This window comes from Rhodococcus sp. NPDC054953 (assembly GCF_053609225.1).
The window spans coordinates 184,694-207,846 of record NZ_JBSGXD010000002.1 but is presented as its reverse complement, the minus strand read 5'-3'; the positions used below and the strand labels follow the sequence as shown (position 1 = coordinate 207,846).

Sequence of the window (23,153 nt, the reverse complement as noted above, 5' to 3'; positions counted from 1 at the left end):
TCCCGGCGTCCGCTACCCGGCGGGGACGAGCTCGGCCGCTGGCCTGCCGCCGCGCTCGAGCAGCGCCGCATACCGGCCGCCGCGGGCGACCAGCTCGTCGTGGTCGCCGCGTTCGGCGACACGGCCGTGGTCGAGGACCACGATCTGGTCGGCGCCCTCGATCGTGGACAGCCGGTGCGCGATGGTGATCGTGGTGCGCCCCCGGCTGACGGCGTCGATGGCGCGCTGCACGGCGGCCTCGGTCTCGTTGTCGAGGGCGCTGGTCGCCTCGTCGAGGACCAGGATCCGCGGGTCCCGCAGCAGCGTGCGGGCGATCGCGAGGCGCTGCTGCTCGCCGCCGGAGAACCGGTGGCCGCGAGCCCCGACCAGGGTGTCGTAGCCGTCGGGCAACGAGACGATCAGCTCGTGCACCTGGGCGGCGCGGGCGGCGTCCTCGATCTGCGCGTCGGTGGCGGCGGGGCTGGCGTGCCGCAGGTTGTCGCGGATGCTGGCGTGCAGCAGATAGGTCTCCTGGGAGACGACACCGACCAGGTCGGACAGCTCGGCGAGGGTGATGTCGCGCAGGTCGACGCCGTCGATGCTGACCCGGCCCGAGGTCGGGTCGTGCAGCCGGGCGATCATCGACGCGAGCGTGGTCTTGCCGGACCCGGTCTCGCCGACCAGGGCGAGCGAGCTGCCCGCCGGTGCGGTGAGGGTGACGCGGCCGACGGCGTCGCGGTCGGCGCCCGGGTAACGGAAGGTGACGTCCTCGAAGCGGACGGTGCCCGCGACCGCGCCGCGGGGCATCGGGACGGGACGCTCCGGGTCGTCGATCTCGACGGGCAGGTCCAGGTATTCGAAGATGCGGCTGAACAGGGCCAGCGAGCTGGTCACCGAGACCCCGACGTCGAGCAGGCTCATCAGCGGCCGGAACAGGGCACCCTGCAGGCCGGTGAACGCGACCAGGGTGCCGATCGACATGCCACCGGACGTCGCGGGCAGGCCCGCGACCAGGTAGAGCAGCGCAGGGATCGCCGCGAAGACGATGTTCATCGTGGCCATCCGCCAGCGGCCGGACAGCTGCGCCCGGACCTCGAGGTCGGACAGGTGTGCGGAGGTGTCCGCGAACCGCTGCGACATCGCGGGCCCGTTGCCGAGGGTCTTGCCGAGCTGGATGCCGCTGATCGACAGCGACTCCTCGATCTGGGTCTGCAGGTCGGCGAGGGTGCGTTGGCGCTGCGCGGTGATCTCCCGTCGCATCCGCGCGACCCGGCGGGTGAGCCAGATCGCGGGCGGCAGCACGATCAGCGACAGCAGGGACAGCCGCCAGCTGAGCACGGCCATCGCGACCGCGGTGCCGACGACGGTGGTGACGTTCGACGCGATCGACGTCGCGGTGGAGGTGACGACGGTCTGCATGCCGCCGATGTCGTTGGTGAGGCGGGACTGGATCTCGCCGCCGCGGGTGCGGGTGAAGAAGCCGAGCGACTGCCGCTGCAGGTGGGTGAACACGCTGGTGCGCAGGCCGTGCATGATGCGCTGGCCGACGGTGGTGGAAATCCAGGTCTGGACGACGCCGAGGACCGAGCCGGCGACGGTCACGGCGAGCATCGCGATCACCGCCCACACCAGCAGCGGCACGTTCTGCTGCGGGATGGCGCGGTCGATGACGGCGCGGACGAGGAACGGGTTGGCGAGCGTGATCACCGAGGACGCCACGATCAACGCGACGACGACGGCGATCTGGGTGCGGTAGGGGGCGAACAGTGCGCCGATCCGGCGCAGACTCACCGGCTGCTCGGCCAGTTGGGCGCGATCGGCGGGATCGATTTTCGTCGGGCGTCCCGGTCCGGGTCCGCCGAAGTGGGGGCCTGTCATGTGACCACCCCTCTCGAAAGTGTCGGGGTAAGACATACTGAGGTTGCCTCACCATGAGGTAACCGTCAAGCAGCTGTAGGGTGAATCACCATGACCACCGACCGTCCCGACACGCTCCGGGATCTCGTGATGTCGACCGCACGGGGGCTGCGCGGGCGCTGGCTGGACTCGCTCGAACCGTGGCAGCTGACGCCGCACGAATACCGGGCGCTGCACGTCATCGGGCGCGGCGAACCACGGCTCGGCGACGTCGCGAAGTCGCTGCGAATCGCACCCCGCTCGGCGACCGAGGTGGTCGACCGGCTCCAGGACCGCGGGCTGGTCGAGCGGGTCCCGGACGCGGCGGACCGTCGAGCGATCTGCGTCCGACTCACCCCGTCCGGCCTGCGCACCGTCGCCGACCTGCGGCGGACCCGCGACGCCGACGCCGACGACTACTTCGCCGCCCTCGACGACCACGACCGCGCCGAGCTGCGCCGGATCCTGGAGCGCCTGCGGCGCCCGTGAGTCCTTTTGGCCCACCTAGGGGCCAAAAGGACTCACGGGCGGCGGAGCCGCCTAGAGGATCGGGGCCGGCGCGTAGCCCGCCGCGTCGGGGTACTGCTCGACGAGCAGCTCGACCCGCCGCACCACGGCCGCGACCTGCGCCTCGGCGGCACCGATGAACGCCGACTTGTCGGCGAGGGCCGCGTCGAGAGCCGCCCGGTCGAGCGGCAGCCGATCGTCCGCCGCGAGCCGATCCAGCAGGTCCGGCTCCTTGCCCTGCTCCCGCATCGCCAACGCGACCGCGACCGCGTGCTCCTTGATCGCCTCGTGCGCCGTCTCCCGCCCGACGCCGGCGCGGACCGCGGCCATCAGCACCTTGGTGGTCGCCAGGAACGGTAGGTAGCGGGTGAGCTCCTTCTCGATCACCGCCGGGTAGGCGCCGAACTCGTCGAGCACGGTCAGGAACGTCTCGATCTGGCCGTCGATCGCGAAGAACGCGTCCGGCAGCGCGACACGGCGGACCACCGAACAAAACACGTCGCCCTCGTTCCACTGCGCGCCTGCCAGCTCCGCGGCCATCGACGCGTAGCCGCGCAGCACCACCTGCAGACCGTTGACCCGCTCGCAGGAGCGAGTGTTCATCTTGTGCGGCATCGCCGACGAACCGACCTGACCGGGCTGGAAGCCCTCGGTGACCAGCTCGTGCCCGGCCATCAGCCGGATGGTGTGCGCGAACGACGACGGCCCGGCGCCGACCTGGACGAGCGCGGACAGCACGTCGTGGTCGAGCGACCGCGGGTACACCTGCCCGACGCTGGTCAGCACGTGCGCGAAGCCGAGATGCTCGGCGACCTTCGCCTCCAGTGCATCGAGCTTCTCCGCGTCCCCGCCGAGCAGGTCGAGCATGTCCTGGGCGGTGCCCATCGGACCCTTGATGCCGCGCAGCGGGTAGCGGTCGATCAGGTCCCGCAGCCGGGTCAGGGCGACGAGCAGTTCGTCGGCGGCCGAGGCGAACCGCTTGCCGAGGGTGGTGGCCTGCGCGGCGACATTGTGGCTGCGCCCGGCCATCACCAGGGACGCGTACTCGGCGGCCTTCTCCCCCAGCCGCGCCGCGACCGCGACGCCGTGCGCGTGGACGTGCTCGAGTGAGCGCAGCACCTGCAGCTGCTCGACGTTTTCGGTGAGGTCACGGCTGGTCATGCCCTTGTGCACGTGCTCGTGGCCGGCGAGGGCGTTGAACTCCTCGATCCGGGCCTTCACGTCGTGCCGGGTGACGCGCTCCCGCGCGGCGATCGAGTCCAGGTCGACGGTGTCGATGACCCGCTCGTAGTCGGCGACCGCCGCCGCGGGCACCTCGATCCCGAGCTCGGCCTGCGCCCGCAGGACCGCGAGCCACAGCTGACGCTCGAGGACGATCTTGTGTTCGGGCGACCACAGCGCCTTCAGGTCGGGGCTGGCGTAGCGGGTGGCAAGGACGTTCGGGATGCGGCTCACGGACACCCAGTTTACGGCCACACCCCCGCGGCCGGGTCCACGGCCACACCCGGCCCGGCTAGGCGGGCACGGGCGGGGCGACGATGTCGATCACCTGCGTCAACATCTCGCGGGCGACCGCCTTCGGGTCCGGGTCACCTTCGCTCAGCGCACCGACGACCGCACCGTCGACGACATACACCAGCCGACGCAGACCGTCCGCCTGCACATCCCTCCCGGACCGGTGCAGCACCAGGATGATCAGCGCGTCGAGTTCGGACCGCAGGCGCCGCTGCACCTCCCGCAGCTCCGGGTGCCTGGCGAAGGCGACGAACCGCTCGTACCGGTTGACGAGCTGGTCGTGGCTGGTCGGCCCCTCGAAGACGCCGACGAGCATGTCGACGATCAACTCGACCGTCGCCGCATCGCCGCGGCTGCACTGCGACACGTCGTCGATCCGCGCGCGCATCACCGCCAGCTCGCGGGTGCCGCACCGCTCGACGGCGGCGGCGGTGAGGTCACTGAGCGAGGCGAAGTAGTACGTGGTGGACGCCAACGGCACCCCCGCCCGCGCCGCGACCGCCCGGTGCCGGACGGCGTCGAAACCGCCCTCGACGAGAAGGTCGGCCGCCGCGTCGACGAGGGCCAGTCGTCGCTTCTCGCCCTTGGGGGTCGCCGCTGCGGTCATCGGATCATCTTCGCAGCGGTCACGAACGGCGGTGCGGAAATGATGAATTCGCATTCACCCCGCCCGCCGGGTGAGCGTCAGCGCCGCAGTGCCCGGTGAGCGTCAGCGCCGCAGTGCCGCACTGCGTTCGAGCCGGGCGAGCGCCTCCGTCATGTCGTCGGTCGCGCCTGCGAACGACATCCGCAGCGTCCGGTCGCCGTGGACGGTGTCGAAGTCGACGCCAGGCGCGACCGCAACCCCGGTCTCCCGCAACAGGTCCGCACACCAGGCCGTCGAGTCGTCGGTCAGGTGCCCGATCCCCGCATACACGTAGAACGCGCCGTCCGCCGGGGCGAGATCGGTGATGCCGAGGCGCGGAAGTTCGGCGAGCAGCAGGTCGCGGTTGACCGCGTACCGACGCACGTGCCCGTCCAGTTCGGCCAGCGCCTCGTCGGTGAACGCCGCCACCGCCGCGTACTGCGAGATCGCCGGGGGGCACACGGTCATGTTGGACGCGAGCCGCTGCAGGGGGCGCAGCATCGCGTCGGGCACCAGCGCCCAGCCGAGCCGCCACCCCGTCATCGAGAAGTACTTCGACACCGACCCGATGACGACGGACTCCCGCGAGGTTTCCCACGCGCTGGTCACGGCCACCGGCACCCCACCCGGCTCGGTCGAGGTGCCGAATTCGATGCCGTGGTAGATCTCGTCGGAGATCAGCAGCGTCCCGTGGTCCTCGCACCAGCGGGCCAGCGCGGCCAGCTCGGCCGGGTCGATGACGGTGCCGGTCGGGTTGGCCGGGCTGGCGACGATCAGTCCGGCGGGTGCGGTGTCCAGCGCGTCGAGCATCGCGACGGTCGGCTGGTAGCGGGTCTCCGGTCCGCAGTCGAGTTCAACGACCCGGCAGCCGAGCGCGGTGAGGGTGTTGCGGTAGGCGGGATAGCCGGGGCGCGCGACGACGACGGTGTCGCCCGCGTCGAACGCGGCGAGGAACAGCAGCGTGAACGCCCCGGAGGAGCCGGTGGTGACGACGACGTTGTCGGGGTCGACCGCGATCCCCGACCGTGCGGAGTGGTACCCGGCGATGGCCTCCCGCAGCGCGGCGATGCCGAGGGTCTCGGTGTATCCGAGCACGTGGGTGTCGATGGCCTCCCGCGCGGCCCGCAGGACGGGCGCCGGTGCGGGCGTTGACGGTTGACCCGCCGCGAGGGTCAGCACGTCGCCGTGGGTGCGGGCCCGCTCGGTGGCCGCCTTCCACACGTCCATCACGTGGAAGGTGGGGACCCGGGACCGCTGGGATTCTGCGTACACGTCCCGACGCTACCTGCCCGCCCCGCAATGCCCCGACGGGGTGTCCGGACACCGTTCACGGCCCATTGCCGCGTGCCCGAACACCCCGTCGACGGCGGATCAGCGCATGTCGGTGGCGATGATGTTCTCGATGTTGCGCTCGGCGAGCGCGGTGATCGTCACGAACGGGTTGACACCGGTGTTGCCCGGAACCAGCGCGCCGTCCATCACGTACAGGCCCTGGTAGCCGTGCAGGCGGCCGTGGTTGTCGGTGGCCTTGTTCAGCACGCAGCCGCCGAGCGGGTGGTACGTGAAGTGGTCGCCCCAGGTCTTGACCACACCGAACAGGTCGGTCCGGTAGATCGTGCCCTCCTTCTTGTTGATCTTGTCGAAGACCGCCTTGGTCATGTCGATCCCCTTCTGGTTCTGCGACTGCTGCCAGGTGAGGTCGACCTTGCCGGTGCCCGAGTTGTACACGAACCGGGCTCGCTCCGGGTTCTTCGTGATCGCCAGGTAGAGGCTGACGAACGTCTCCAGACCGGCCGGGAGCGGGGCGATCTCGGCGAAGATCGGTGCCGCGGAGTCGTTCCAGTTGTCGATGCCCATCGTCGGGATCGTGGCCTGCTTGCTGCCGGTGGCGTCCCACGCGTGGTTGGCGCGGCCGACCATGATGTTGCCGTTGTTGCCCCAGCCCTCGCCGACCTCCGAGGAGAGGTTCGGCAGGTGCCCCTGCGCCTTCATCGCGACGAGCAGCTTGCTGGTGCCGACGCTGCCCGCGGCGAAGAACACCTTGTCCGCGGTCACCGTCTTGGTGGCGACGACGTTGCCCTGCTCGTCGATCTGCTCCATCGTGACGTCGTAGCCGCCGCCTCCGGCGGGCGCGACCTTGGTGACCCGATGCAGGGTGGTGATGGTCAGCTTGCCGGTGGCCGCCGCTTCGGCGAGGTAGGTCTTGTCGAGGGACTTCTTGCCCGCGTTGTTGCCGTAGATGACCTCACCGTTCAGCGCCGACGTCGTGACCTGACCGGCGGCCTCCTTCTTCATGTACTCCATGTCGTACACGTTCGGGACGAAGGTGGTCGAGAATCCGGACCGCTTGGCGGTCTTCCTGCCGACGCGGGCGAACTGGTACCACGGCGTGGTCTCGAACCACGCCTCGTCGATGTTGTTGACCCCCAGGCCCGCGTTCGCGCGCGGGAAGTAGGTGTTGTACATCTCGGTCGAGTCGACCGAGGGCAGGATCTCCTCGAACCAGGCGCGCTTCGGGGTGACGGCCATGCCGCCGTTGGCGAGCGATCCGCCGCCGACGCCGCGGCCCTGGTAGACCTTGATGCCGGAGAACTTCTCCGAATCGAGGATGCCGACGTACTTCTCGACGTTCTTGTTGATGCCGAAGCCCATGAAGTTGCTGACCGGCTGGTCGGTCGAGGTGGCCAGCCAGGTGGACCGCTTGTCGGGGTTCAGCATTCCGCTGAAGATCTTGCCGTCGGAGCCGGGGGTGTCCCAGGCGCGGCCCATCTCGACGACGTGTGCGTGGATGCCCGCCTTGGCCAGGCGCAGCGCGGTGACCGCACCGCCGTAGCCACTGCCGATGATCAGGGCGGGCACCCGGTCACCGCTGTTGAGTGCCCTCCGCGGCGCGGCGGCCGCGGAGACCCAGGAGGAGGACAGGGCAGCGGCTCCCACCGCGACACCCGATGCCGCCAGGAACCTTCGGCGGTTCAACCGGGAAGACGTGATGGCATTGCCACGGGTGGTCCGAAACTCGCTCAACGAAACCTCTTTCGGTCACAAGCAGATCTGGTCGGATTCGTTATACAGCCGTGACCCCTCCGGAACGACAGTTACCGGCGAGTAGTTCTTGTGCTTCGTGCGAATGATGCGCATGAGCTGAAAGCCGCCCCGAGGCAGCCCCTTCCACGGTAGGGTGCTTGCCCCGCCGCCCCGGCAGGCAGCGGGCAGGCGACGACGCACCCCACGGCGGGCCGATCCCTCACTAGGGTCGGCAACGATTCGTCGCACCCGACCGGAAGGCCGCCATGCCCACCGCCGCCCGACGCGCCGCAACCGCGCTCGCCGCCGCCCTCGTGATCGCCGCGGGCACCGGTGCCGGATCCGCCGGTGCCGACCCCACCCCCGGTCCGGTCGTCGCGAGCGCCCCGGCAGGCCCGGCGGCGGCGGTCCCCGGCGCGGCGGAGGTCCGCAGGTTCACCTACCGGACCTCCGGGGCGGACGGACTGTCCGGCGGCCTGGTATTCGAACCGGACGGCGTCCCGCCGCGGGGCGGTTGGCCGATCGTCGCGTGGGCGCACGGCACCGTCGGCATGGCCGATGGTGACGCCCCCTCCCGCACCGGCGTGAACCATCAGCTCTACCGCGACCTGTTCGGCGACTGGCTCCGCCGCGGGTTCCTCGTCGTCGCAACCGACTACGCGGGCCTCGGCACCCCCGGCGTCCACCCGTACCTGAATGCCGACGTCGCCGCCAGCAACGTCGTCGACTCGGTGCGGGCGGCGCGGCAGCTGTATCCCGCGGCGTCGTCCCGCTGGGCGGTGGCCGGCCAATCCCAGGGTGGGCATGCCGCGCTCGCGACCGCGACCCGCGCCGATGCCCTCGCGCCGGACCTGGACTTCCGTGGCACCTTCGCCAGCGGTGCACCGACCAACCTGGACCGGCTGGCGGGGCTCGCGGGCCCCGACTTCCCGGATGTGCGCCTCGACGGGCTCACCCTGTACCTGGCGTACACCGCCGCGGGCCTGCGGGAGTCCCGGCCCGATCTCGACCTGGACCGGTACCTCACCCCCGCGGGGCGCACGCTGGTCGACGCCGCCGACAGCACCCCGCTCGCCGACTTCAAGCCCCGCGCGAACGCGCTGCCGGTCGGCGACATGTTCGCGCTCCCGCTCGCGGGCACCCCCGTCCCGCAGGCCCTGACCGACTACCTCGGGGTGTCGGCGGCGGGCGTCGACCGGCCCGTGATGCTGGTGCAGGGACTCGACGACCAGGTGGTGCCGCCGCCGCTGACCCTGTGGTTCGCCGCCGAGCTCGCGCTCACCGGCGAACGACTCGAGCTGGCACTGCCGAGCGGCGGGCACGTCGGCGGTCTGGCCCAATCGATTCCGGCGGCGGGCGCCTTCCTTGAACGGATCCTCAGCTGACCGACCCACCGAGTGAACGGAAGCGTTCAGTCGATCAGATCGAATGAATGTGCCGTTCACTCGATCTCTCGGCCGCGACGGTCAGATGCTGATGCGCCCCTCGAGCGCGGCGAGGCCGATGTCGGTGCGGAAGTGCCCGCCGGGCAGCTTGATCGCGTCGAGCTTGGCGTAGGCGTCGACCCTGGCTGCGGTGAGGTCCGCCCCGGTCCCGACCACGCTGAGCACCCGACCACCCGCGGAGACGACCGCGCCGTCGACGACCTTGGTTCCGGCGTGCAGGACCCCGTCGTTGTCGGCACCGACGATCGCGTCACCGGTGCGGGGCGTTCCCGGGTAGTTCTCGGCGGCGAGGACGACGGTGACGGCGGCGCCGTCCTGCCAGCGCAGCGGCGGCAGCGAGGACAGGGTGCCGGTCGCGGTGGCGTTCAGCACCTCCCCGAGCGGGGACTCGAGCAGCGCCAGCACGGCCTGGGTCTCGGGATCGCCGAAGCGGCAGTTGAATTCGACGACGGCGGGGCCGTCGGCACCGATCGCCAGGCCCGCGTATAGGAGGCCGCTGAACGGGCAACCCCGCTTCACCATCTCGGCGGCGACGGGGACGCACACCTCGTCGACGATCCGGGTGACCATGTCGGCGGGCAGCCACGGCAGCGGGGTGTAGGCGCCCATGCCGCCGGTGTTCGGGCCGGTGTCACCGTCGCCGACCCGCTTGTGGTCCTGGGCGGGGAGCAGCGGGACCACGGTCTCGCCGTCGACGAGGCAGAACAGCGACACCTCGGGCCCGTCGAGGAACGACTCCAGCAGCACCGGGTGCCCGTGCTCGAGGATGTCGGCGGCGTGCGCGCGCGCGGCGGCCCGGTCGGTGGTGACGACGACGCCCTTGCCCGCGGCGAGCCCGTCATCCTTGACGACCCAATTGGGGCCGAACCGGTCGAGGGCCTCATCGAGCCTGGCCGGGTTGTCGACGACCTCGCTGTGCGCGGTCCGCACCCCGGCCGCGGCCATCACGTCCTTCGCGAATGCCTTGGAGCCCTCGATCCGGGCGGCGTCCGCCGACGGCCCGAAGCAGGCGATCCCGGCGGCGCGGACGGCGTCGGCGACGCCGGCCACCAGCGGCACCTCGGGCCCGATCACCACCAGGTCCGCCTCGACCTGCTTCGCGAGGGCGACAACCGCGTCACCGGAGGCGGCGTCGACGGGATGCTGCTCGGCGATCTTCGCGGTGCCCGCATTGCCGGGGGCCGCAATGAGCGCCGTCACCCCCGGATCGCGGGACAGGGCGAGCAGGAGGGCATGTTCACGGGCTCCGGAGCCGATAACGAGTACGCGCACGAACCTCAGACTACGTTCCGGTCCGTCTGGGGCGCGACGTCAGGTCGCACGGCGTCCCCCCCTCGACCGCTTGACCTTCACGTTGGTCGAGACCCAATGATGGTTCCCGTGCCGAACTCCCCCGACCCGTTCCCCCGACCCGACGACCTGCTGCCGATCGGCGCCTTCGCCAGGGCCAGCGGGATCACCCCGAGCGCGCTGCGCTTCTACGCGGATGCGGGCGTGCTGGATCCGGAGTGGACCGACCCGGCGACCGGATACCGCTACTACGCGCCCAGCCAACTCGAGCGGGCGGTCACGCTGCGCCTGCTGCGCGAGATCGACATGCCGCTCGCCGCGGTCACCGCGGTGCTGGACGCCGACGCCGGGCGGGCGGGCACGCTGATCGAGGAGCACGTCGACGCCCTCGCCGCCCGCGCCGGGCAGGCACGGGCCACCGCAGCCGCGGTCCGTGCGGGTCTCGGCGGGGTCGGGTCGTGGACGCCGGTCGCGACGGTCGGCGGCCCGGTGCTCGCGGCCGCGGTGGACCAGGTCCTCTCGGCGACCGCGCACGACCACACGCACCCGGTGCTGACCGGCGTGCACCTGGAGGCGGTGGACGGCAGCCTGACCCTCACCGCCACCGACCGCTACCGCCTGTCCACCCGGACGATCACCCTCGACCGGCCCGGCGCCCCCGACTGGTCCGGCACCGTCGCCGGGGACGACCTGCGGCTGGCCGCGGCGTGGATTCGGCGCCGGCCGGTCGTCGACCTGCGGGCCGGTGCCGCGGACCTGATCGTCGACGCGGCCGAGGCGGGGGCCCGCACCTGCGGGCTGCTCACCGACCCATTCCCCGACCATCGCGCCGTCGTCGCCGGGATCCCGCCGGTGCGCACCCGCCTGGTGCTGGACCGGGCCGCGCTGGTGCGGGCCGTCGAGCAACGCACCGGCGACCGGGTTGTCCTGGCGGCGGCGGGCGATGCCGTGACGGTGGCATCACCTGGCCCGGAACCGCGGCCGGTGCCGGTGCCCGCGACGGCCGTGGGCGCCGCGACCACCCTCGCCTTCGAGATCACCACCCTGTACCCGGCGATCTCCGTCGCCGCGGGCCCCGACCTGATGCTCGACATCGCGGGCCCGGACCTGCCGGTCCTGGTCCGGTCCGCCGACGACGGCGACCTGACGACGCTGGTGATGCCCGTCGCCCACCCCACCCCGCACGAAGGAGACCCCGCATGACCGACGCAACGATGGACGCGATCGCCGAGGCAACGATGCTCGGGCGCGGCGGCGCAACCGATGCCGCCCGCGCCCGCCTGCTCGACCTGTGGGAGGAGATCACCCCGTCCGGGGACGCCCTGCACCGCTGCACCCTGGCTCACTATGTGGCCGACCTGCACACCGACCCGGCACAGGCGTTGGTCTGGGACGTCCGCGCGTTGGACGCCGCCGCCGCGCTGACCGACGAGCGCACCGAGCGGCATCACCCCGGCCTCCGGGTGGCCGGCTTCTACCCGTCGCTGCACCTGAACATCGCGGACAACCTCCGCAGGCTCGGCTCGTTCGACGCCGCCGGTGACCATCTCGCCGCGGCACGGCGGTGCGAGGGCACGCTCGGCGACGACGAGTACGGGGCGATGATCCGGGGCGCGCTGCACGAGGTCGAGCAGCAGGTCGCGCGGCGCTCGACGGCGCCGCGGCCCACCCCGCAGGGCTGACCGCTCGGCGCGGTCAGCCGTCGACGAGCGCCTGCAGCGCGGCACCGTACCGGGCGACGATCCCGTCCGTCGGCGTTGCGAGCAGCCAGGGGCTCTCCATCACGTACAGCGCGGCCATCAGCCCGGCCAGTTGGGCGCCGATCAGGTGCGCGCGCAGCTCGGCGTCGTCCCCGCGCAGTCGCGGGGTCAGCGGCACGACGATCATCTGGTCGATCGCCTCCTGCAGGTGCGCGCGGACCGCGGGCCGGTCGGACGCGCGCATCAGCGCCGCGTACACCGCGGCGGGCCGGGCCGGCTGCCCGCGCCGGGTCCGGTCGACGACGAAGGTGACCAGCGCCGCGCCGAGCCCGTCGAGCGGACCGCGCACCACCTCGAGGAACTCGTCGGACATCGTCATGGTCCGGCCCACCGAAGGGAAAGGACGTACGTCATGGATCGCCTGAACGGTAAGCGGATCGTCGTCACCGGAGCGGCCAGCGGGATCGGCCTTGCTGCCGCCCGGCTGATGGTCGCCGAGGGCGCGCAGGTGCTGGTCGCCGACCTCGACCGCTCGGCGGCGGAGTCCGCCGCATCGGACATCAGCGGCGACGGATCGGGACGCGCGATCGGCGTGGCGGCGGACGTGCTGAGCGAGGACTCGATCGCCGCGATGATCGGCGCGGCGGTCGACGAGTTCGGCGGCATCGACGTGCTCTGCAACCACGTCGGCGGCAGCGACCCCCGCAAGGATCTCGACCTGCTCCACATGGACCTCGACGAGTGGGACCGGGCGATGGCGCTCAACGCCCGCAGCACGGTGGTCGCCTCCCGCCTCGCGCTGCCGCACATGATCTCCGCGGGCGGCGGATCGATCGTCAACACGGCCTCGGTCGCGGGCCTGGCGGGCGACGTCCTGCAGTGCGCGTACGGCGCGACCAAGGCCGCCGTGATCCGGCTGACCCAGTACATCGCCACCCAGTACGGGCCCGACGGGGTGCGCTGCAACGCCATCGCCCCCGGCGCGATCATGACGCCAGCCCTGCGGGACAACGTCCCCGCCGAGGTGGTCGCCGACATCCGCCGCCACAACCCGCTCAACGTGATCGGCGATCCGGAGGACATCGGCTGGGCGATGGTGTACCTCGCGTCGGACGAGTCCCGCTACATGAGCGGACAGACCCTGGTGCTCGACGGCGGCCTGATGGCACAGACCCCGATCGCGGCGAGCAGGCGGGTCCCGCTCGACAGCTGAGCGCCCGGGTCCACCAACCCGACCCGTGGCGCATAATCACCCGCATGGCATCCGTGTTCAGCATGATCATCGCCGGCGACCTGCCGGGTCGGTTCGTCTGGGAGGACGAGGACGTCGTCGCCTTCCTGACCATCAACCCGATCACCCCCGGGCACACGCTGGTGGTCCCGCGCGCCGAGATCGACCAGTGGCAGGACCTCGACGGCGAGGTGTTCGCCACGTGCTCCCGCGTCGCGCAGATCATCGGTCGGGCCGTCCGCACGGGCTTCGACGCCCCCCGCGCCGGCCTGCTGATCGCCGGACTCGAGGTGCCGCACCTGCACCTGCACGTGTTCCCGGCGTACAGCCTCGGCGACTTCAACATCTCCGGAGCCGACCCGGACCCGTCGCCGGAGTCCCTCGACCAGGCGCAGGCCACGATCAAGGCGGCGCTGCGCGAGCTCGGTCACGGCGCGAACGTCCCCGCCTGACCGTCCCCTGGCCCCGCGCCGGGGCCCGGGGGCGGTCCCGGCGAGCGGGAACGGGGCTGCGCCCCGGCGGTCGACACGGTTGATTGGATCCAACCGACCGTCCCTGAGGAGTACCGCCAACGTGACCGCCACCGATTCCCCGCTCTACCGCCCGCTGCGCATCCGCGGCCTCGAGCTGCCGAACCGCATCGTCATGTCCCCGATGACCCGCACCCAGTCCCCTGGCGGCGTGCCGACCGAGGACGTCGCGCAGTACTACCGCAGGCGCGCCGAGGGCGGCACCGGCCTGATCGTGACCGAGGGCGTCGGGATCGACCACCCCAGCGCGATCGACCACCCGGACGTTCCGAACCTGCACGACCCCGCCGCCCGCGAGGGCTGGAAGCGGGTGGTGGATCAGGTGCACGAGGCGGGTGGCCGGATCGCACCGCAGCTCTGGCACGTCGGTCCGCTGTTCGGCGCGATGCGCACCGTCGACGACGTGACGCCGATGCGCCCGTCCGGCGTGTGGGGCGAGCCGGGCGTCACCTCCTACCCGCAGGAGTACGTCGAGCGCGCGGTCCTCCCGACCGCCGCGATGACCGAGGCCGACATCACCGCGGTGATCGAGGCCTACGCGGACGCCGCGCGCACCGCCGCCGAGATCGGGTTCGACGCGATCGCCATCCACGGCGGCCACGGCTACCTGCTCGACGCGTTCCTGTGGGCGTCGACCAACCGACGCGACGACGCCTGGGGCGGGGACCTGCAGCGGCGCACCGCGTTCCCCGCCGCGGTGGTCCGGGCGATCCGCGCGGCGATCGGCGACGACCTGCCGATCATCTACCGCTTCTCGCAGCACAAGCAGCAGGACTTCACCGCGCGGAACGCCGAGACCCCGGAGGAACTGGGCATCATCCTCGGGGCCCTCGTCGACGCGGGCGCCGACGTCCTTGACGCCAGCTCCCGCCGTTTCGACGCCCCGGCGTTCGACGGCAGTGACCTCTCGCTCGCCGGCTGGGCCAAGCAGACGACCGGCGCGATCACGATGGCCGTCGGCTGCGTCGGGCTCGGCAAGTCGCTGCGCGACGGACGCCTGGCAGGCCCGACGGTGGAGTCCGTCGACAACCTTCCCGAACTCGAACAGCGGCTCGCCGCAGACGAATTCGATCTCGCCGCGATCGGCCGTCTGCACCTGGCCGATCCGCGGATCGCGGAAACCCTGCGTGCGGGCGGACCGCTGCCGGAGTTCGACCGACGCAGGCACGAGTCGGTCCTGACCTAGGATCCAGCACCGCCGATACCCCGAGCCGGTCCCGCGCGAGCGAGGCCGGCTCGGGGTATCTTCGCTCCGAGGCAGGGCTGTGATCTCGAGGGCGGGAGCAGGCAATGGCGGGCAATGCGTTCGGATTCGAGCCGGTAGCGGGCGGCGACACCCTCCCCTTCCCCCCGAGGCCATCGGGGAGCATCGCGGGCCGCACGATGCAGGAGTCCGTGTACAGCCCGCGCCCGCCGACCTCCCGGCTGGCATCCGACGCCCCGAACATCGTGGTCGTCCTGATCGACGATGCGGGACCCGGTCTGCCGAGCGCGTTCGGCGGCGAAGTGAACACCCCGACACTCGAACGAATGCGCGACGAGGGTGTCTCGTACAACCGCTTCCACACCACCGCGATGTGCTCGCCGACCCGGGCGGCACTGTTGACCGGGCGCAACCACCACCGGGTCGGCAACGGGCAGATCGCCGAACTGGCCAACGACTGGGACGGGTACTCCGGCCACATCCCAAAGTCCAGCGCCACCGGCGCCGAGGTCCTGCGCCAGTACGGGTACACCACGGCGGCGTTCGGGAAGTGGCACAACACCCCGGCCGAGGAGACCACTGCCGCTGGACCGTTCGACAACTGGCCGACCGGGGTCGGATTCGACTACTTCTACGGGTTTCTCGCCGGGGAGGCCTCCCAGTACGAACCGAATCTGGTCCGCGGAACCACCGTGGTGCTGCCGCCGCGAACACCCGAGGAGGGATACCACCTCAGCGAGGATCTCGCGGACGACGCCATCGGCTGGTTGCGCAGACACAAGGCGCTCGACGCCGACCGACCCTTCTTCATGTACTGGGCCAGTGGGTGCCTGCACGGTCCGCACCACATCATGAAGCCATGGGCGGACCGGTACGCCGGGAAGTTCGACGACGGGTGGGACGCCTACCGGGAGCGGGTCTTCGCGCGGGCGAAGGAACGGGGCTGGATTCCGCGGGACGCCGAACTGACCGACCGCGACCCGACGATGACCGCGTGGGACGACATCCCGGACGAGGAGAAGCCGTTCCAGCGCAGGCTGATGGAGGTCGCCGCCGGATACGCCGAGCACTGCGACGTCCAGGTGGGGCGCCTGTTCGATGAACTCGACCGGCTCGGCTACCGCGACAACACCCTCGTGCTCTACATCTGGGGCGACAACGGCTCGTCGGGCGAGGGCCAGAACGGGACGATCAGTGAACTCCTCGCCCAGAACGGAATCCCCAGCACCCCGGCCCAGCACATCGCCGCGCTCGACGAACTCGGCGGGCTCGACGTGCTCGGCTCGCCGAAGACGGACAACATGTATCACGCGGGTTGGGCGTGGGCGGGCAGCACACCATACAAGGGCATGAAGCTGCTCGCCTCGCACCTCGGCGGCACCCGGAACCCGATGGTCGCCCGCTGGCCTGCGCGGGTCGACCCGGACCCGGTGCCGCGTCCCCACTTCCTGCACTGCAACGACCTGGTGCCCACCTTCTACGACATCCTCGGCATCACCGCCCCGCGGACGGTGCACGGTGTCCCGCAGGATCCTCTCGACGGTGCCAGCTTCGCGCCAACCCTGGTCAATCGGGAAGCGAAGGCGGGCAAGCTCACCCAGTACTTCGAGATCATGGGCAGCCGCGCGATCTACCACGACGGCTGGATGGCGTCGGCGTTCGGTCCGCGCGCGCCGTGGCTGGCCGGGGTGCCCGGCGGCATCCGGGACTGGAGTCCCGACGACGACACCTGGGAGTTGTACCACCTCGACGAGGACTGGACGCAGAACCGCGACCTCGCCGATCGACACCCCGAGAAGCTCGCCCAGTTACGGGAGATGTTCGCGATCGAAGCGGCCAAGAACAATGCCCTCCCGGTCGGCGGCGGGTTGTGGGTGGTCGCGATGCACCCCGAGCAGCGCATCTCGACCCCGTACACCAGCTGGGAGTTCACCGGGGACGTCACCCGAATGCCCGAGTTCTGCGCTCCCGCCCTCGGAAACAGGAACAATCGGGTCACCGTCGACCTCACCGTTCCCGACGACGCGCACGGCGTCCTCTATGCGCTTGGGGCCAATGCGGGCGGGCTGACGTGCTTCCTAGACGGGGGGTATCTCTGCTACGAATACAACCTCTTCATCCTGATGCGCACCAAGATGCGGTCCGCCGCACCGGTATCCCCGGGACGGCACACCATCGTCGTGACCACCGGCTACGCGGAGCCCCGTCCGGGCGGCCCCCTCGATGTTCGGATGAGCGTCGACGGCAATCAGGTTGCCGCGACAACCGTCCCGGTCAGCGCGCCGCTGCTCTTCACCGCCAACGACTGCCTCGACATCGGCACCTGCCTCGGGTCCCCGGTCTCCCTCGACTACTACGACCGCGCCCCGTTCCCGTTCACCGGCACCATCGACAGGGTCACCGTCGAGTACACCTGAGCTGCCGGGTCAGTCACCGATCCCGGTGCGCGGCAACAGCACCCGGAACACCGCTCCCCCACTGTCCGGCGAGTCGACGGCGACGGTGCCGCCATGCGCTGCGACGAGGGCCGCGACGATGGACAGGCCGAGCCCGCTGCCGCCCGACCCGCGGGCCCGGGACGAGTCGGCGCGGTAGAAGCGCTCGAACACCCGCTCCCGCGCCTCGGCGGAAAGTCCGGGCCCGGTGTCGGCGACCTCGAGCAGCGCCGACCCGCCGACGGTGCCGACGCGGACGGTGATCGCCGCGTCGGCCGGGGTGTGCCCGAGGGCGTTGCTCACCAGGTTGGTCAGCACCTGCCGCAGCCGGGCGTCGTCGCCGAGCACCTCGGGACGCCCGGGCCCGTCGATGACCTGCACGTCGATGGACCGGTCGGGCACGGACGCCCGGGCGGCGTGCACCGCGTCGGACGCGATCGTCAGCAGGTCGACCGGGGCCATCGCCAGCGGACGCTGCGCGTCGAGTCGGGCCAGCATCAGCAGGTCCTCGACGAGCAGGCCCATCCGGGACGCCTCCCCCTCGATCCGCGTCATCGCCTGCCCGGCATCGGTGACCGCGCCCTGTCGGTACAGTTCCGCGAATCCGCGGATCGTGGTCAGCGGGGTGCGCAGTTCGTGGCTGGCGTCGGCGACAAACCGGCGCATCCGCTCCTCGGAACGCCGTGCCGACTCCTCGGAGGCCTCGGTCGCCGCGAACGCCGCCTGGATCTGCTCGAGCATCCCATTCAGCGCAACGGTGAGCCGACCGACCTCGGTGCGGGCCTCCCGAACCGGGATCCGTTGGTGTAGGGAACCTTCCGCGATCGACGCCGCGGTCTCCTCGACCTCGGCGAGCGGCCGCAGGCTGCGCCGGACCAGGAAGTACCCGACGACGCCGAGCACGGCAAGCACCCCGACGCCGATCCCGATCTGCAGCGCGACGAGGCGCCCGACGGTGGCGTCGACGTCGTCGAGTCGGACCGCGACGGTGACGGTGCCCTTCGGGGTTGTCGTGGTCAGCGCCCGCCACCGCTCGCGCGCCTCCCCGACCGAGCCGATGGTGACCGGGGCGGCGCCGGTGATCTCGGTCAGGTCCGGGTCGACGGGCTGGTCGTTGATCACGAGCGGCGGTGGACCGTCCGGGGTTTCGGTCCGAATGTAGAACGGGCTCGGCGGACGGGAGGGCCCCGGTTCGGACGGCGGCGGGGGCTGCGGGTACACCCGGGGCCGCGCCCACGTCAGCGACGCGTCGCGCAGCGAGGTGTCGATCCGGGAGATCAGCGAGTTCGTCATCGCGGAGGTCACCGCGACGCCGGAGGCGAGCAGCCCGAGCGCCGCGAGCACCAGCAGCACCGCAACGAGGGTGACCCGCAGCGGAGCCCGGCGCGGCCGCGGCATCCCCGCTACCTCGGCTCCCGCATGACGTATCCGACGCCGCGGAGCGTCTGGATCAGCCGCGGCTCGGTGGTGTCGACCTTGCGCCGCAGGTACGACACATAGGATTCGACGACGCCGATCTCGCCGCCGAAGTCGTAGTGCCAGACGTGGTCCAGGATGCGCGGCTTGCTCAACACGACACCGGCGTTGACCATGAAGTAGCGCAGCAGGGTGAATTCGGTCGGCGACAACGACACCGGCTCCCCCGCCTTCCACACCTCGTGGGTGTCGTCGTCGAGTTCGATGTCCGCGAACGTGATCCGCGCCGGCGCCGCGGTGGCCGGGTCCCGCGACACCCGCCGCAGGATCACCCGGAGCCGGGCAACCACCTCCTCGAGGCTGAACGGTTTGGTGACGTAGTCGTCGGCACCGAGCGTCAACCCCGACACCTTGTCCTCGACGGCGTCCTTCGCGGTGAGGAACAGCACCGGCGCGTCGATGCCGTCGGCCCGCAGCCTGCGCAGCAGACCGAATCCGTCCATGCCGGGCATCATCACGTCGAGGATCATCGCGTCGGGGCGGAACGCCTTCGCCCGGTCGAGGCCCTCCGCGCCGGTGGACGCGGTCGCCACCTCGAATCCCTGGAACCGCAGGCTCACCGAGAGCAGTTCGACGATGTTCGGTTCGTCGTCGACGATCAGGATCTTCGCTTCGGTCCGCGCGGCAGTCACCCGACCAGTGTCGGGCAGTCACCTTCCGACGAGCCGCCAGGAAGCTGAGTGTCTCCTGTGAATCGGCGGCCCGCTGGTCACGGCGGCGCCGGGCCGCCACCGCGGTGTTGCTACGGTGGGGGACGTCGACGACGACATCCGGACGAGCGCACCGTACCCGGCCAGCGACAAGACGGTGCCCTGGGAGTGAAACACCATGGCATGGGTCGTCCTCGTCATCTCCGGTGTCCTCGAGGCGGTGTGGGCCACCGCCCTCGGCAGGTCCGACGGATTCACCCGGCTCGGGCCGACGGCGGTCTTCGGGGTCGCGATCGTCGCCAGCATGGCCGGTCTCGCCTACGCGATGCGGACCCTCCCGGTCGGCACCTCGTACGCGGTGTGGGTGGGCATCGGCGCCGCCCTCACCGTCGGTACGCGATGGTCACCGGCAGCGAGTCGGCGTCGGTGATGAAGGTGCTGCTGATGCTCGGCATCGTCGGCTGCGTGATCGGACTGAAGGCGCTGCACTGACCTCCCCCACGACGCAGGCGCCGTGACACGGGCCGGTGCCCGTCGGGTCCGGTTACAGTGACCGCATGAACCTGGTGGCGATGGTCACAGCGCCTGCCCGGGTGGGCCTCGCGCTCACCGACACGGCCCTCGGCGTTGCCGAGTCCGCGCTCGGCGCCGCCCGCGTTGCGGTGGCCGCGTCGGCAACCGGGAACGTCGCGGGCCTTGGCGGGCTCGCAACGGCGAACCCGTCGGGACCGCTGAAGCTGCTCCAGCAGATCGCGGAACTCGCATCCGATCAGCGCCCCCTCGGGCAGGCGATGCGGCCGGGCGGCCCGCTCGACCGGGTCCTCGAACCGGGTGGCGTGGTGGACCGGCTCACCGCTCCCGGCGGCACCCTTGAGCGGGTCCTCGAACCCGGCGGGCCCCTGGAGCGGGTCCTCGCGCCCGGCGGACCGGTCGATCGTCTCCTCGACGAGGACGGACCGGTGGAGCGACTCCTCGCACCCGGCGGCCTGCTCGACCGGCTGACCGCCGAGGATGGCCCGCTCGAACGGCTCACCGCGACCGCGGGCCCCCTGGAAACCCTGACCAAGGAGGGTGGCATCATCGACCGCGCCCTCGAGGAGGGCGGCGTGCTCGAGTCGCTGCTCGCGAAGGACGGTCCGCTGGAACGGATCATCGCCGAGGGCGGTCCCCTCGATCAGATCGTGTCGCTGTCGGAGACCCTCACCTCGCTGGCCCCGAACCTGGAGCAGTTGGGCGACAGCGTCGAACTGCTCCGGGAAACGGTGGGCGTGCTCGGCGCGGCCGTCGGGCCGCTCGGCGAGCTTGCCGGGCGGTTGCCGGGGCGGTGGCTCAAGGGCGGACGGCCGAACGGAAACGAGCTGCACTGACGGTTCGGAGCGCTCACCCGGACGCCGCGGTGCCCCGCGTTCCCGGCGCCGCGCCGGACGCGACGCGCAGCCGGTCGAGTTCGGTCTCGACTTCAACCAGCCGCCGGTATAGCGCCTGGATGCTCGCCATGCACACCCCGTTGGCGTCGACCTGGGCGATGACCCGATCCGACGACCCCAGTGCGAAGGTCGCGGCGAAATCCTGCGCCATCGGCCCGAGGTGGCGCACCGACTCGTGGTCGAACCGGTACGTCCACACGCTGAGCGGCAGGTCCGCGAGCCGTTCGAGGACCTCGTTGGCGCCGTCCGGCACCGCCGCGTCGGTCGACACGCCCCGCCGGCGGGTCGCGTGCGACCGCATCCACGCGAGCGGATGGTGGGCGCCACCGAGCCGCCGCCGATCGTCTTCCCTGTTGTCCACCGGGATCAGGGGCGAAGCGGGCGGATGTGCTGCTTCGCCCGAATGTCGCTGAGCAGAAGTCCGATGCCGCCGCCGAGCAGTCCGAGTCCGAGACCCAGCGCCGCTCCGCCCAGGCCGATCGCGAGTCCAAGCATGATTCCTCCAAGGCTCTCGTCGAGTCGAATGTCGGGGCGGCCTCGGCGTGGGGGCGGCCCCACGAGATGAACACCTTCCACGGTCGTCCTCCCGCACGCCGATTGCAACCATGCGACCGATGTCGGAAGGGCCAGCACGGTCTGATACAGATACCGGTCATGAAACGCATCATGTTCGCCGTCCTCGCCGCCGCCTCCGTCTCCGTGCTCGCCGTCGGGTGCGGATCGGGCTCCGACTCGACCGATGCCGCGACGGTGGAGGCGACCACGGCCGCCGAGTCGGCGACGGGCGGCTACGCCGATCCCGTCTCGACCGGTGACGTGTACACCGACACCTGCAACGGTGTGCGGTCCTACATCCAGACCATGAAGGACGCCGGTCTCGCCGCCGACGACGCGAAGGTGCAGGCGATCGGCGACGAGTTCCTGAACCTGGCGAAGTCGGAGCCGGACTGGGCGGGCAAGTCGGCGCAGGAGCAGGCCGACTTCGAGCGCGGCGTCGCGGACGGTGTCGCGGGCACCTGCTGACGCCGGGAACGACAACGGCCCTGAACTGCGGTGCGCAGTTCAGGGCCGAACGGAGCCCCCTGTCGGGATTGAACCGACGACCTTTCGCTTACAAGGCGAGTGCTCTACCACTGAGCTAAGGAGGCGGGCAGGGCGCGCCCATCATATCCATCCGCCCGGACCACCCCGAACACGGGACCGCCCGGACCGCCCGCGCGAAATCCGCCCGCGGGAACGTTGCCGCGCAAGCCTTCCTGCTGGCGCGGCTCACGCTCCCGTCGCGGCGAGCACGTCGAGATAGTGCTGGTTGTACATCACGCCGAGGATGTTCCCGAACGGGTCGACGACGGAGGCGGTGACGAATCCCGGCCCGCGTTCGAGGGGCTTGTCGTGCACGGTGGCGCCGAGGGCGAGCAGCCGAGCGAACGCCGCATCGACGTCGTCGACGTGCCAGTAGACGACCTGGCCTGCCGGCTGCTCGGGGCGGGGATGCGGCGCGAACCGTGCGTCGACGATGCCGAGCTCGTGCTGCAGGTCGCCGATGCGGAACTCGACGTAGGCGGTGTGCCCGTCGATCTCGCGGGCGAAGTACGCCTCGGTGCCGAGCACCTCGGCGTACCAGTCCCTTGCGGCCGCCACGTCGTCGGCGTAGAAGCTGACGGTGCTGAGTCCTCGCAACATCGGTGGATCCTTCCTCGTTCACGGGGGGTCGAGATCATCCTTACCGGTGAACTGCCCGCCGTTCGAGCACATTCCCCTCGCGTCCCGGAATCCGTTCTGCCGCCGCCGCGCCAACACCACCCACCCGCCGGGCTGCGCCGGGAACCGATAGCGTGGCATCCATGAGTACATCCGAGATCGCCACGGTCCTCGCGTGGCATGACGCGTTGAACTCCGACGACATCGACACCCTCCTCGCGCTGTCCAGCGACGACGTCGAGATCGCCGATGCCGAGGGCGCCGGGCAGGGTCTCGGCGCCCTGCGGGAGTGGGCGTCGACGGCCGGGCTGACGCTTGAACCCGGCCGGATGTTCGTGCACCAGGGCGTGGTTGTCGTCGAGGAGCGGCAGTCGGTCGCCGCGCGCCCTGGCGAGACGATTCCGCTTGCCCTCGCCTTCCGCGTCGTGCACGACCAGGTGACGTCGGTGTTCCGGCACACCGACCTGGCCGCCGCGTTCGACGCGACCGACCTCACCGAAGAGGACCTGGTGTCCTGA

The 23,153-nt window shown here is 71.3% G+C and carries 23 protein-coding genes, 1 tRNA gene, 1 pseudogene and 1 riboswitch; of the genes and pseudogenes, 12 read left to right on the top strand and 13 right to left on the bottom strand.

Features of this window, described 5'->3' with window-relative positions; translation table 11 throughout:
* Positions 1-12: 12 nt before the first annotated feature.
* Positions 13-1,857 (bottom strand): ABC transporter ATP-binding protein, encoded by a 1,845-nt coding sequence (locus ACWF62_RS02610; RefSeq protein WP_452629348.1) that lies wholly within the window; start codon positions 1,855-1,857, stop codon positions 13-15.
* Between the two features lie 90 nt (positions 1,858-1,947).
* Between ACWF62_RS02610 and ACWF62_RS02605 the strand changes: the two genes are divergently transcribed.
* Entirely contained in the window at positions 1,948-2,364 is a 417-nt protein-coding gene (locus tag ACWF62_RS02605; protein WP_378507314.1) for a MarR family winged helix-turn-helix transcriptional regulator, read from the top strand.
* A gap of 51 nt (positions 2,365-2,415) precedes the next feature.
* Here ACWF62_RS02605 and purB read toward each other — a convergent pair whose 3' ends face one another.
* From purB to ACWF62_RS02585, 4 genes are all read right to left on the bottom strand, one after another.
* On the bottom strand, positions 2,416-3,837 hold the full coding sequence (gene purB, locus ACWF62_RS02600; protein ID WP_378507315.1) for an adenylosuccinate lyase: 1,422 nt from the start codon (positions 3,835-3,837) through the stop codon (positions 2,416-2,418).
* A 58-nt stretch (positions 3,838-3,895) separates the two neighbouring features.
* Positions 3,896-4,504, bottom strand: a complete 609-nt coding sequence (locus ACWF62_RS02595) for a TetR/AcrR family transcriptional regulator (protein WP_378507316.1) — start codon at positions 4,502-4,504, stop codon at positions 3,896-3,898.
* Between the two features lie 102 nt (positions 4,505-4,606).
* Positions 4,607-5,749, bottom strand: coding sequence for a pyridoxal phosphate-dependent aminotransferase (locus ACWF62_RS02590; protein WP_378570195.1), 1,143 nt, complete (start codon positions 5,747-5,749; stop codon positions 4,607-4,609).
* Positions 5,750-5,893: 144 nt separating this feature from the next.
* Complete coding sequence (locus ACWF62_RS02585) at positions 5,894-7,459, bottom strand: GMC oxidoreductase (RefSeq protein ID WP_378570111.1); 1,566 nt, start codon at positions 7,457-7,459, stop codon at positions 5,894-5,896.
* Between the two features lie 353 nt (positions 7,460-7,812).
* Here ACWF62_RS02585 and ACWF62_RS02580 point away from each other — a divergent pair, with 353 nt between their 5' ends.
* Positions 7,813-8,931, top strand: a complete 1,119-nt coding sequence (locus ACWF62_RS02580; RefSeq protein WP_378507318.1) for an alpha/beta hydrolase family protein — start codon at positions 7,813-7,815, stop codon at positions 8,929-8,931.
* Positions 8,932-9,012: 81 nt separating this feature from the next.
* Here ACWF62_RS02580 and purD read toward each other — a convergent pair whose 3' ends face one another.
* Positions 9,013-10,263, bottom strand: coding sequence for a phosphoribosylamine--glycine ligase (gene purD / locus ACWF62_RS02575; protein ID WP_378507319.1), 1,251 nt, complete (start codon positions 10,261-10,263; stop codon positions 9,013-9,015).
* 108 nt (positions 10,264-10,371) lie between these two features.
* Between purD and ACWF62_RS02570 the strand changes: the two genes are divergently transcribed.
* The gene (locus tag ACWF62_RS02570) at positions 10,372-11,484 is read left to right on the top strand and encodes a DNA polymerase III subunit beta family protein (protein ID WP_452629347.1); all 1,113 of its coding nucleotides are present in this window, start codon (positions 10,372-10,374) and stop codon (positions 11,482-11,484) included.
* Positions 11,481-11,963: a hypothetical protein gene (locus ACWF62_RS02565; protein WP_378507321.1), complete on the top strand. Its 483-nt coding sequence runs from the start codon at positions 11,481-11,483 to the stop codon at positions 11,961-11,963. The genes ACWF62_RS02570 and ACWF62_RS02565 overlap by 4 nt, the downstream gene beginning before the upstream one ends.
* 13 nt (positions 11,964-11,976) lie before the next feature.
* On the opposite strand, the gene ACWF62_RS02560 is transcribed toward ACWF62_RS02565, so the two are convergent.
* A complete protein-coding gene (locus ACWF62_RS02560; RefSeq protein ID WP_452629346.1) occupies positions 11,977-12,360 on the bottom strand; it encodes a TetR/AcrR family transcriptional regulator in 384 nt (127 codons plus the stop codon).
* Positions 12,361-12,393: 33 nt separating this feature from the next.
* On the opposite strand from ACWF62_RS02560, the gene ACWF62_RS02555 reads away from it, so the two are divergent.
* From ACWF62_RS02555 to ACWF62_RS02540, 4 genes are all read left to right on the top strand, one after another.
* Positions 12,394-13,194: an SDR family NAD(P)-dependent oxidoreductase gene (locus tag ACWF62_RS02555; RefSeq protein WP_452629345.1), complete on the top strand. Its 801-nt coding sequence runs from the start codon at positions 12,394-12,396 to the stop codon at positions 13,192-13,194.
* Positions 13,195-13,238: 44 nt separating this feature from the next.
* A complete protein-coding gene (locus ACWF62_RS02550; protein ID WP_378507324.1) occupies positions 13,239-13,664 on the top strand; it encodes an HIT family protein in 426 nt (141 codons plus the stop codon).
* A gap of 121 nt (positions 13,665-13,785) precedes the next feature.
* Positions 13,786-14,928, top strand: coding sequence for an oxidoreductase (locus tag ACWF62_RS02545; RefSeq protein WP_452629344.1), 1,143 nt, complete (start codon positions 13,786-13,788; stop codon positions 14,926-14,928).
* 104 nt (positions 14,929-15,032) lie between these two features.
* Complete coding sequence (locus tag ACWF62_RS02540; protein WP_452629343.1) at positions 15,033-17,363, top strand: arylsulfatase; 2,331 nt, start codon at positions 15,033-15,035, stop codon at positions 17,361-17,363.
* 9 nt (positions 17,364-17,372) lie between these two features.
* Here ACWF62_RS02540 and ACWF62_RS02535 read toward each other — a convergent pair whose 3' ends face one another.
* Entirely contained in the window at positions 17,373-18,779 is a 1,407-nt protein-coding gene (locus ACWF62_RS02535; RefSeq protein ID WP_452629341.1) for a sensor histidine kinase, read from the bottom strand.
* A 5-nt stretch (positions 18,780-18,784) separates the two neighbouring features.
* Positions 18,785-19,489 carry a response regulator transcription factor gene (locus ACWF62_RS02530; RefSeq protein ID WP_452629340.1) on the bottom strand — a complete coding sequence of 235 codons (705 nt, stop codon included), beginning with the start codon at positions 19,487-19,489 and terminating at the stop codon, positions 18,785-18,787.
* A 116-nt stretch (positions 19,490-19,605) separates the two neighbouring features.
* Positions 19,606-19,671: riboswitch (guanidine-III (ykkC-III) riboswitch) on the top strand.
* Positions 19,672-19,685: 14 nt separating this feature from the next.
* Between ACWF62_RS02530 and ACWF62_RS02525 the strand changes: the two are divergent.
* Positions 19,686-19,999: pseudogene (locus tag ACWF62_RS02525) on the top strand (DMT family transporter).
* Positions 20,000-20,064: 65 nt separating this feature from the next.
* Positions 20,065-20,874 (top strand): ABC transporter, encoded by an 810-nt coding sequence (locus ACWF62_RS02520; RefSeq protein WP_452629339.1) that lies wholly within the window; start codon positions 20,065-20,067, stop codon positions 20,872-20,874.
* Positions 20,875-20,887: 13 nt separating this feature from the next.
* On the opposite strand, the gene ACWF62_RS02515 is transcribed toward ACWF62_RS02520, so the two are convergent.
* A complete protein-coding gene (locus ACWF62_RS02515; RefSeq protein ID WP_378507331.1) occupies positions 20,888-21,295 on the bottom strand; it encodes a tail fiber domain-containing protein in 408 nt (135 codons plus the stop codon).
* Positions 21,296-21,300: 5 nt separating this feature from the next.
* Entirely contained in the window at positions 21,301-21,429 is a 129-nt protein-coding gene (locus ACWF62_RS02510) for a hypothetical protein (protein WP_378507332.1), read from the bottom strand.
* A 159-nt stretch (positions 21,430-21,588) separates the two neighbouring features.
* Between ACWF62_RS02510 and ACWF62_RS02505 the strand changes: the two genes are divergently transcribed.
* Positions 21,589-21,957, top strand: a complete 369-nt coding sequence (locus ACWF62_RS02505; RefSeq protein ID WP_378507333.1) for a hypothetical protein — start codon at positions 21,589-21,591, stop codon at positions 21,955-21,957.
* A gap of 53 nt (positions 21,958-22,010) precedes the next feature.
* Here the strand turns inward: ACWF62_RS02505 and ACWF62_RS02500 are convergent.
* Together ACWF62_RS02500 and ACWF62_RS02495 are read right to left on the bottom strand one after the other, a co-directional pair.
* Positions 22,011-22,082, bottom strand: a tRNA-Thr gene (locus ACWF62_RS02500).
* Positions 22,083-22,203: 121 nt separating this feature from the next.
* Positions 22,204-22,617 (bottom strand): VOC family protein, encoded by a 414-nt coding sequence (locus ACWF62_RS02495; RefSeq protein WP_378507334.1) that lies wholly within the window; start codon positions 22,615-22,617, stop codon positions 22,204-22,206.
* 161 nt (positions 22,618-22,778) lie between these two features.
* On the opposite strand from ACWF62_RS02495, the gene ACWF62_RS02490 reads away from it, so the two are divergent.
* Positions 22,779-23,153 carry a nuclear transport factor 2 family protein gene (locus ACWF62_RS02490; RefSeq protein WP_378507335.1) on the top strand — a complete coding sequence of 125 codons (375 nt, stop codon included), beginning with the start codon at positions 22,779-22,781 and terminating at the stop codon, positions 23,151-23,153.

Excerpts from the sequence above, each read along its gene's own strand:
- ACWF62_RS02610 (WP_452629348.1), bottom strand. The coding sequence starts at position 1,857 with ATGACAGGCCCCCACTTCGGCGGACCCGGACCGGGACGCCCGACGAAA.
- ACWF62_RS02605 (WP_378507314.1), top strand. The coding sequence starts at position 1,948 with ATGACCACCGACCGTCCCGACACGCTCCGGGATCTCGTGATGTCGACC.
- ACWF62_RS02595 (WP_378507316.1), bottom strand. The coding sequence starts at position 4,504 with ATGACCGCAGCGGCGACCCCCAAGGGCGAGAAGCGACGACTGGCCCTC.
- ACWF62_RS02590 (WP_378570195.1), bottom strand. The coding sequence starts at position 5,749 with ATGGACGTGTGGAAGGCGGCCACCGAGCGGGCCCGCACCCACGGCGAC.
- ACWF62_RS02580 (WP_378507318.1), top strand. The coding sequence starts at position 7,813 with ATGCCCACCGCCGCCCGACGCGCCGCAACCGCGCTCGCCGCCGCCCTC.
- ACWF62_RS02565 (WP_378507321.1), top strand. The coding sequence starts at position 11,481 with ATGACCGACGCAACGATGGACGCGATCGCCGAGGCAACGATGCTCGGG.
- ACWF62_RS02560 (WP_452629346.1), bottom strand. The coding sequence starts at position 12,360 with ATGACGATGTCCGACGAGTTCCTCGAGGTGGTGCGCGGTCCGCTCGAC.
- ACWF62_RS02555 (WP_452629345.1), top strand. The coding sequence starts at position 12,394 with ATGGATCGCCTGAACGGTAAGCGGATCGTCGTCACCGGAGCGGCCAGC.
- ACWF62_RS02550 (WP_378507324.1), top strand. The coding sequence starts at position 13,239 with ATGGCATCCGTGTTCAGCATGATCATCGCCGGCGACCTGCCGGGTCGG.
- ACWF62_RS02540 (WP_452629343.1), top strand. The coding sequence starts at position 15,033 with ATGGCGGGCAATGCGTTCGGATTCGAGCCGGTAGCGGGCGGCGACACC.
- ACWF62_RS02535 (WP_452629341.1), bottom strand. The coding sequence starts at position 18,779 with ATGCCGCGGCCGCGCCGGGCTCCGCTGCGGGTCACCCTCGTTGCGGTG.
- ACWF62_RS02520 (WP_452629339.1), top strand. The coding sequence starts at position 20,065 with ATGAACCTGGTGGCGATGGTCACAGCGCCTGCCCGGGTGGGCCTCGCG.
- ACWF62_RS02510 (WP_378507332.1), bottom strand. The coding sequence starts at position 21,429 with ATGCTTGGACTCGCGATCGGCCTGGGCGGAGCGGCGCTGGGTCTCGGA.
- ACWF62_RS02505 (WP_378507333.1), top strand. The coding sequence starts at position 21,589 with ATGAAACGCATCATGTTCGCCGTCCTCGCCGCCGCCTCCGTCTCCGTG.
- ACWF62_RS02495 (WP_378507334.1), bottom strand. The coding sequence starts at position 22,617 with ATGTTGCGAGGACTCAGCACCGTCAGCTTCTACGCCGACGACGTGGCG.
- ACWF62_RS02490 (WP_378507335.1), top strand. The coding sequence starts at position 22,779 with ATGAGTACATCCGAGATCGCCACGGTCCTCGCGTGGCATGACGCGTTG.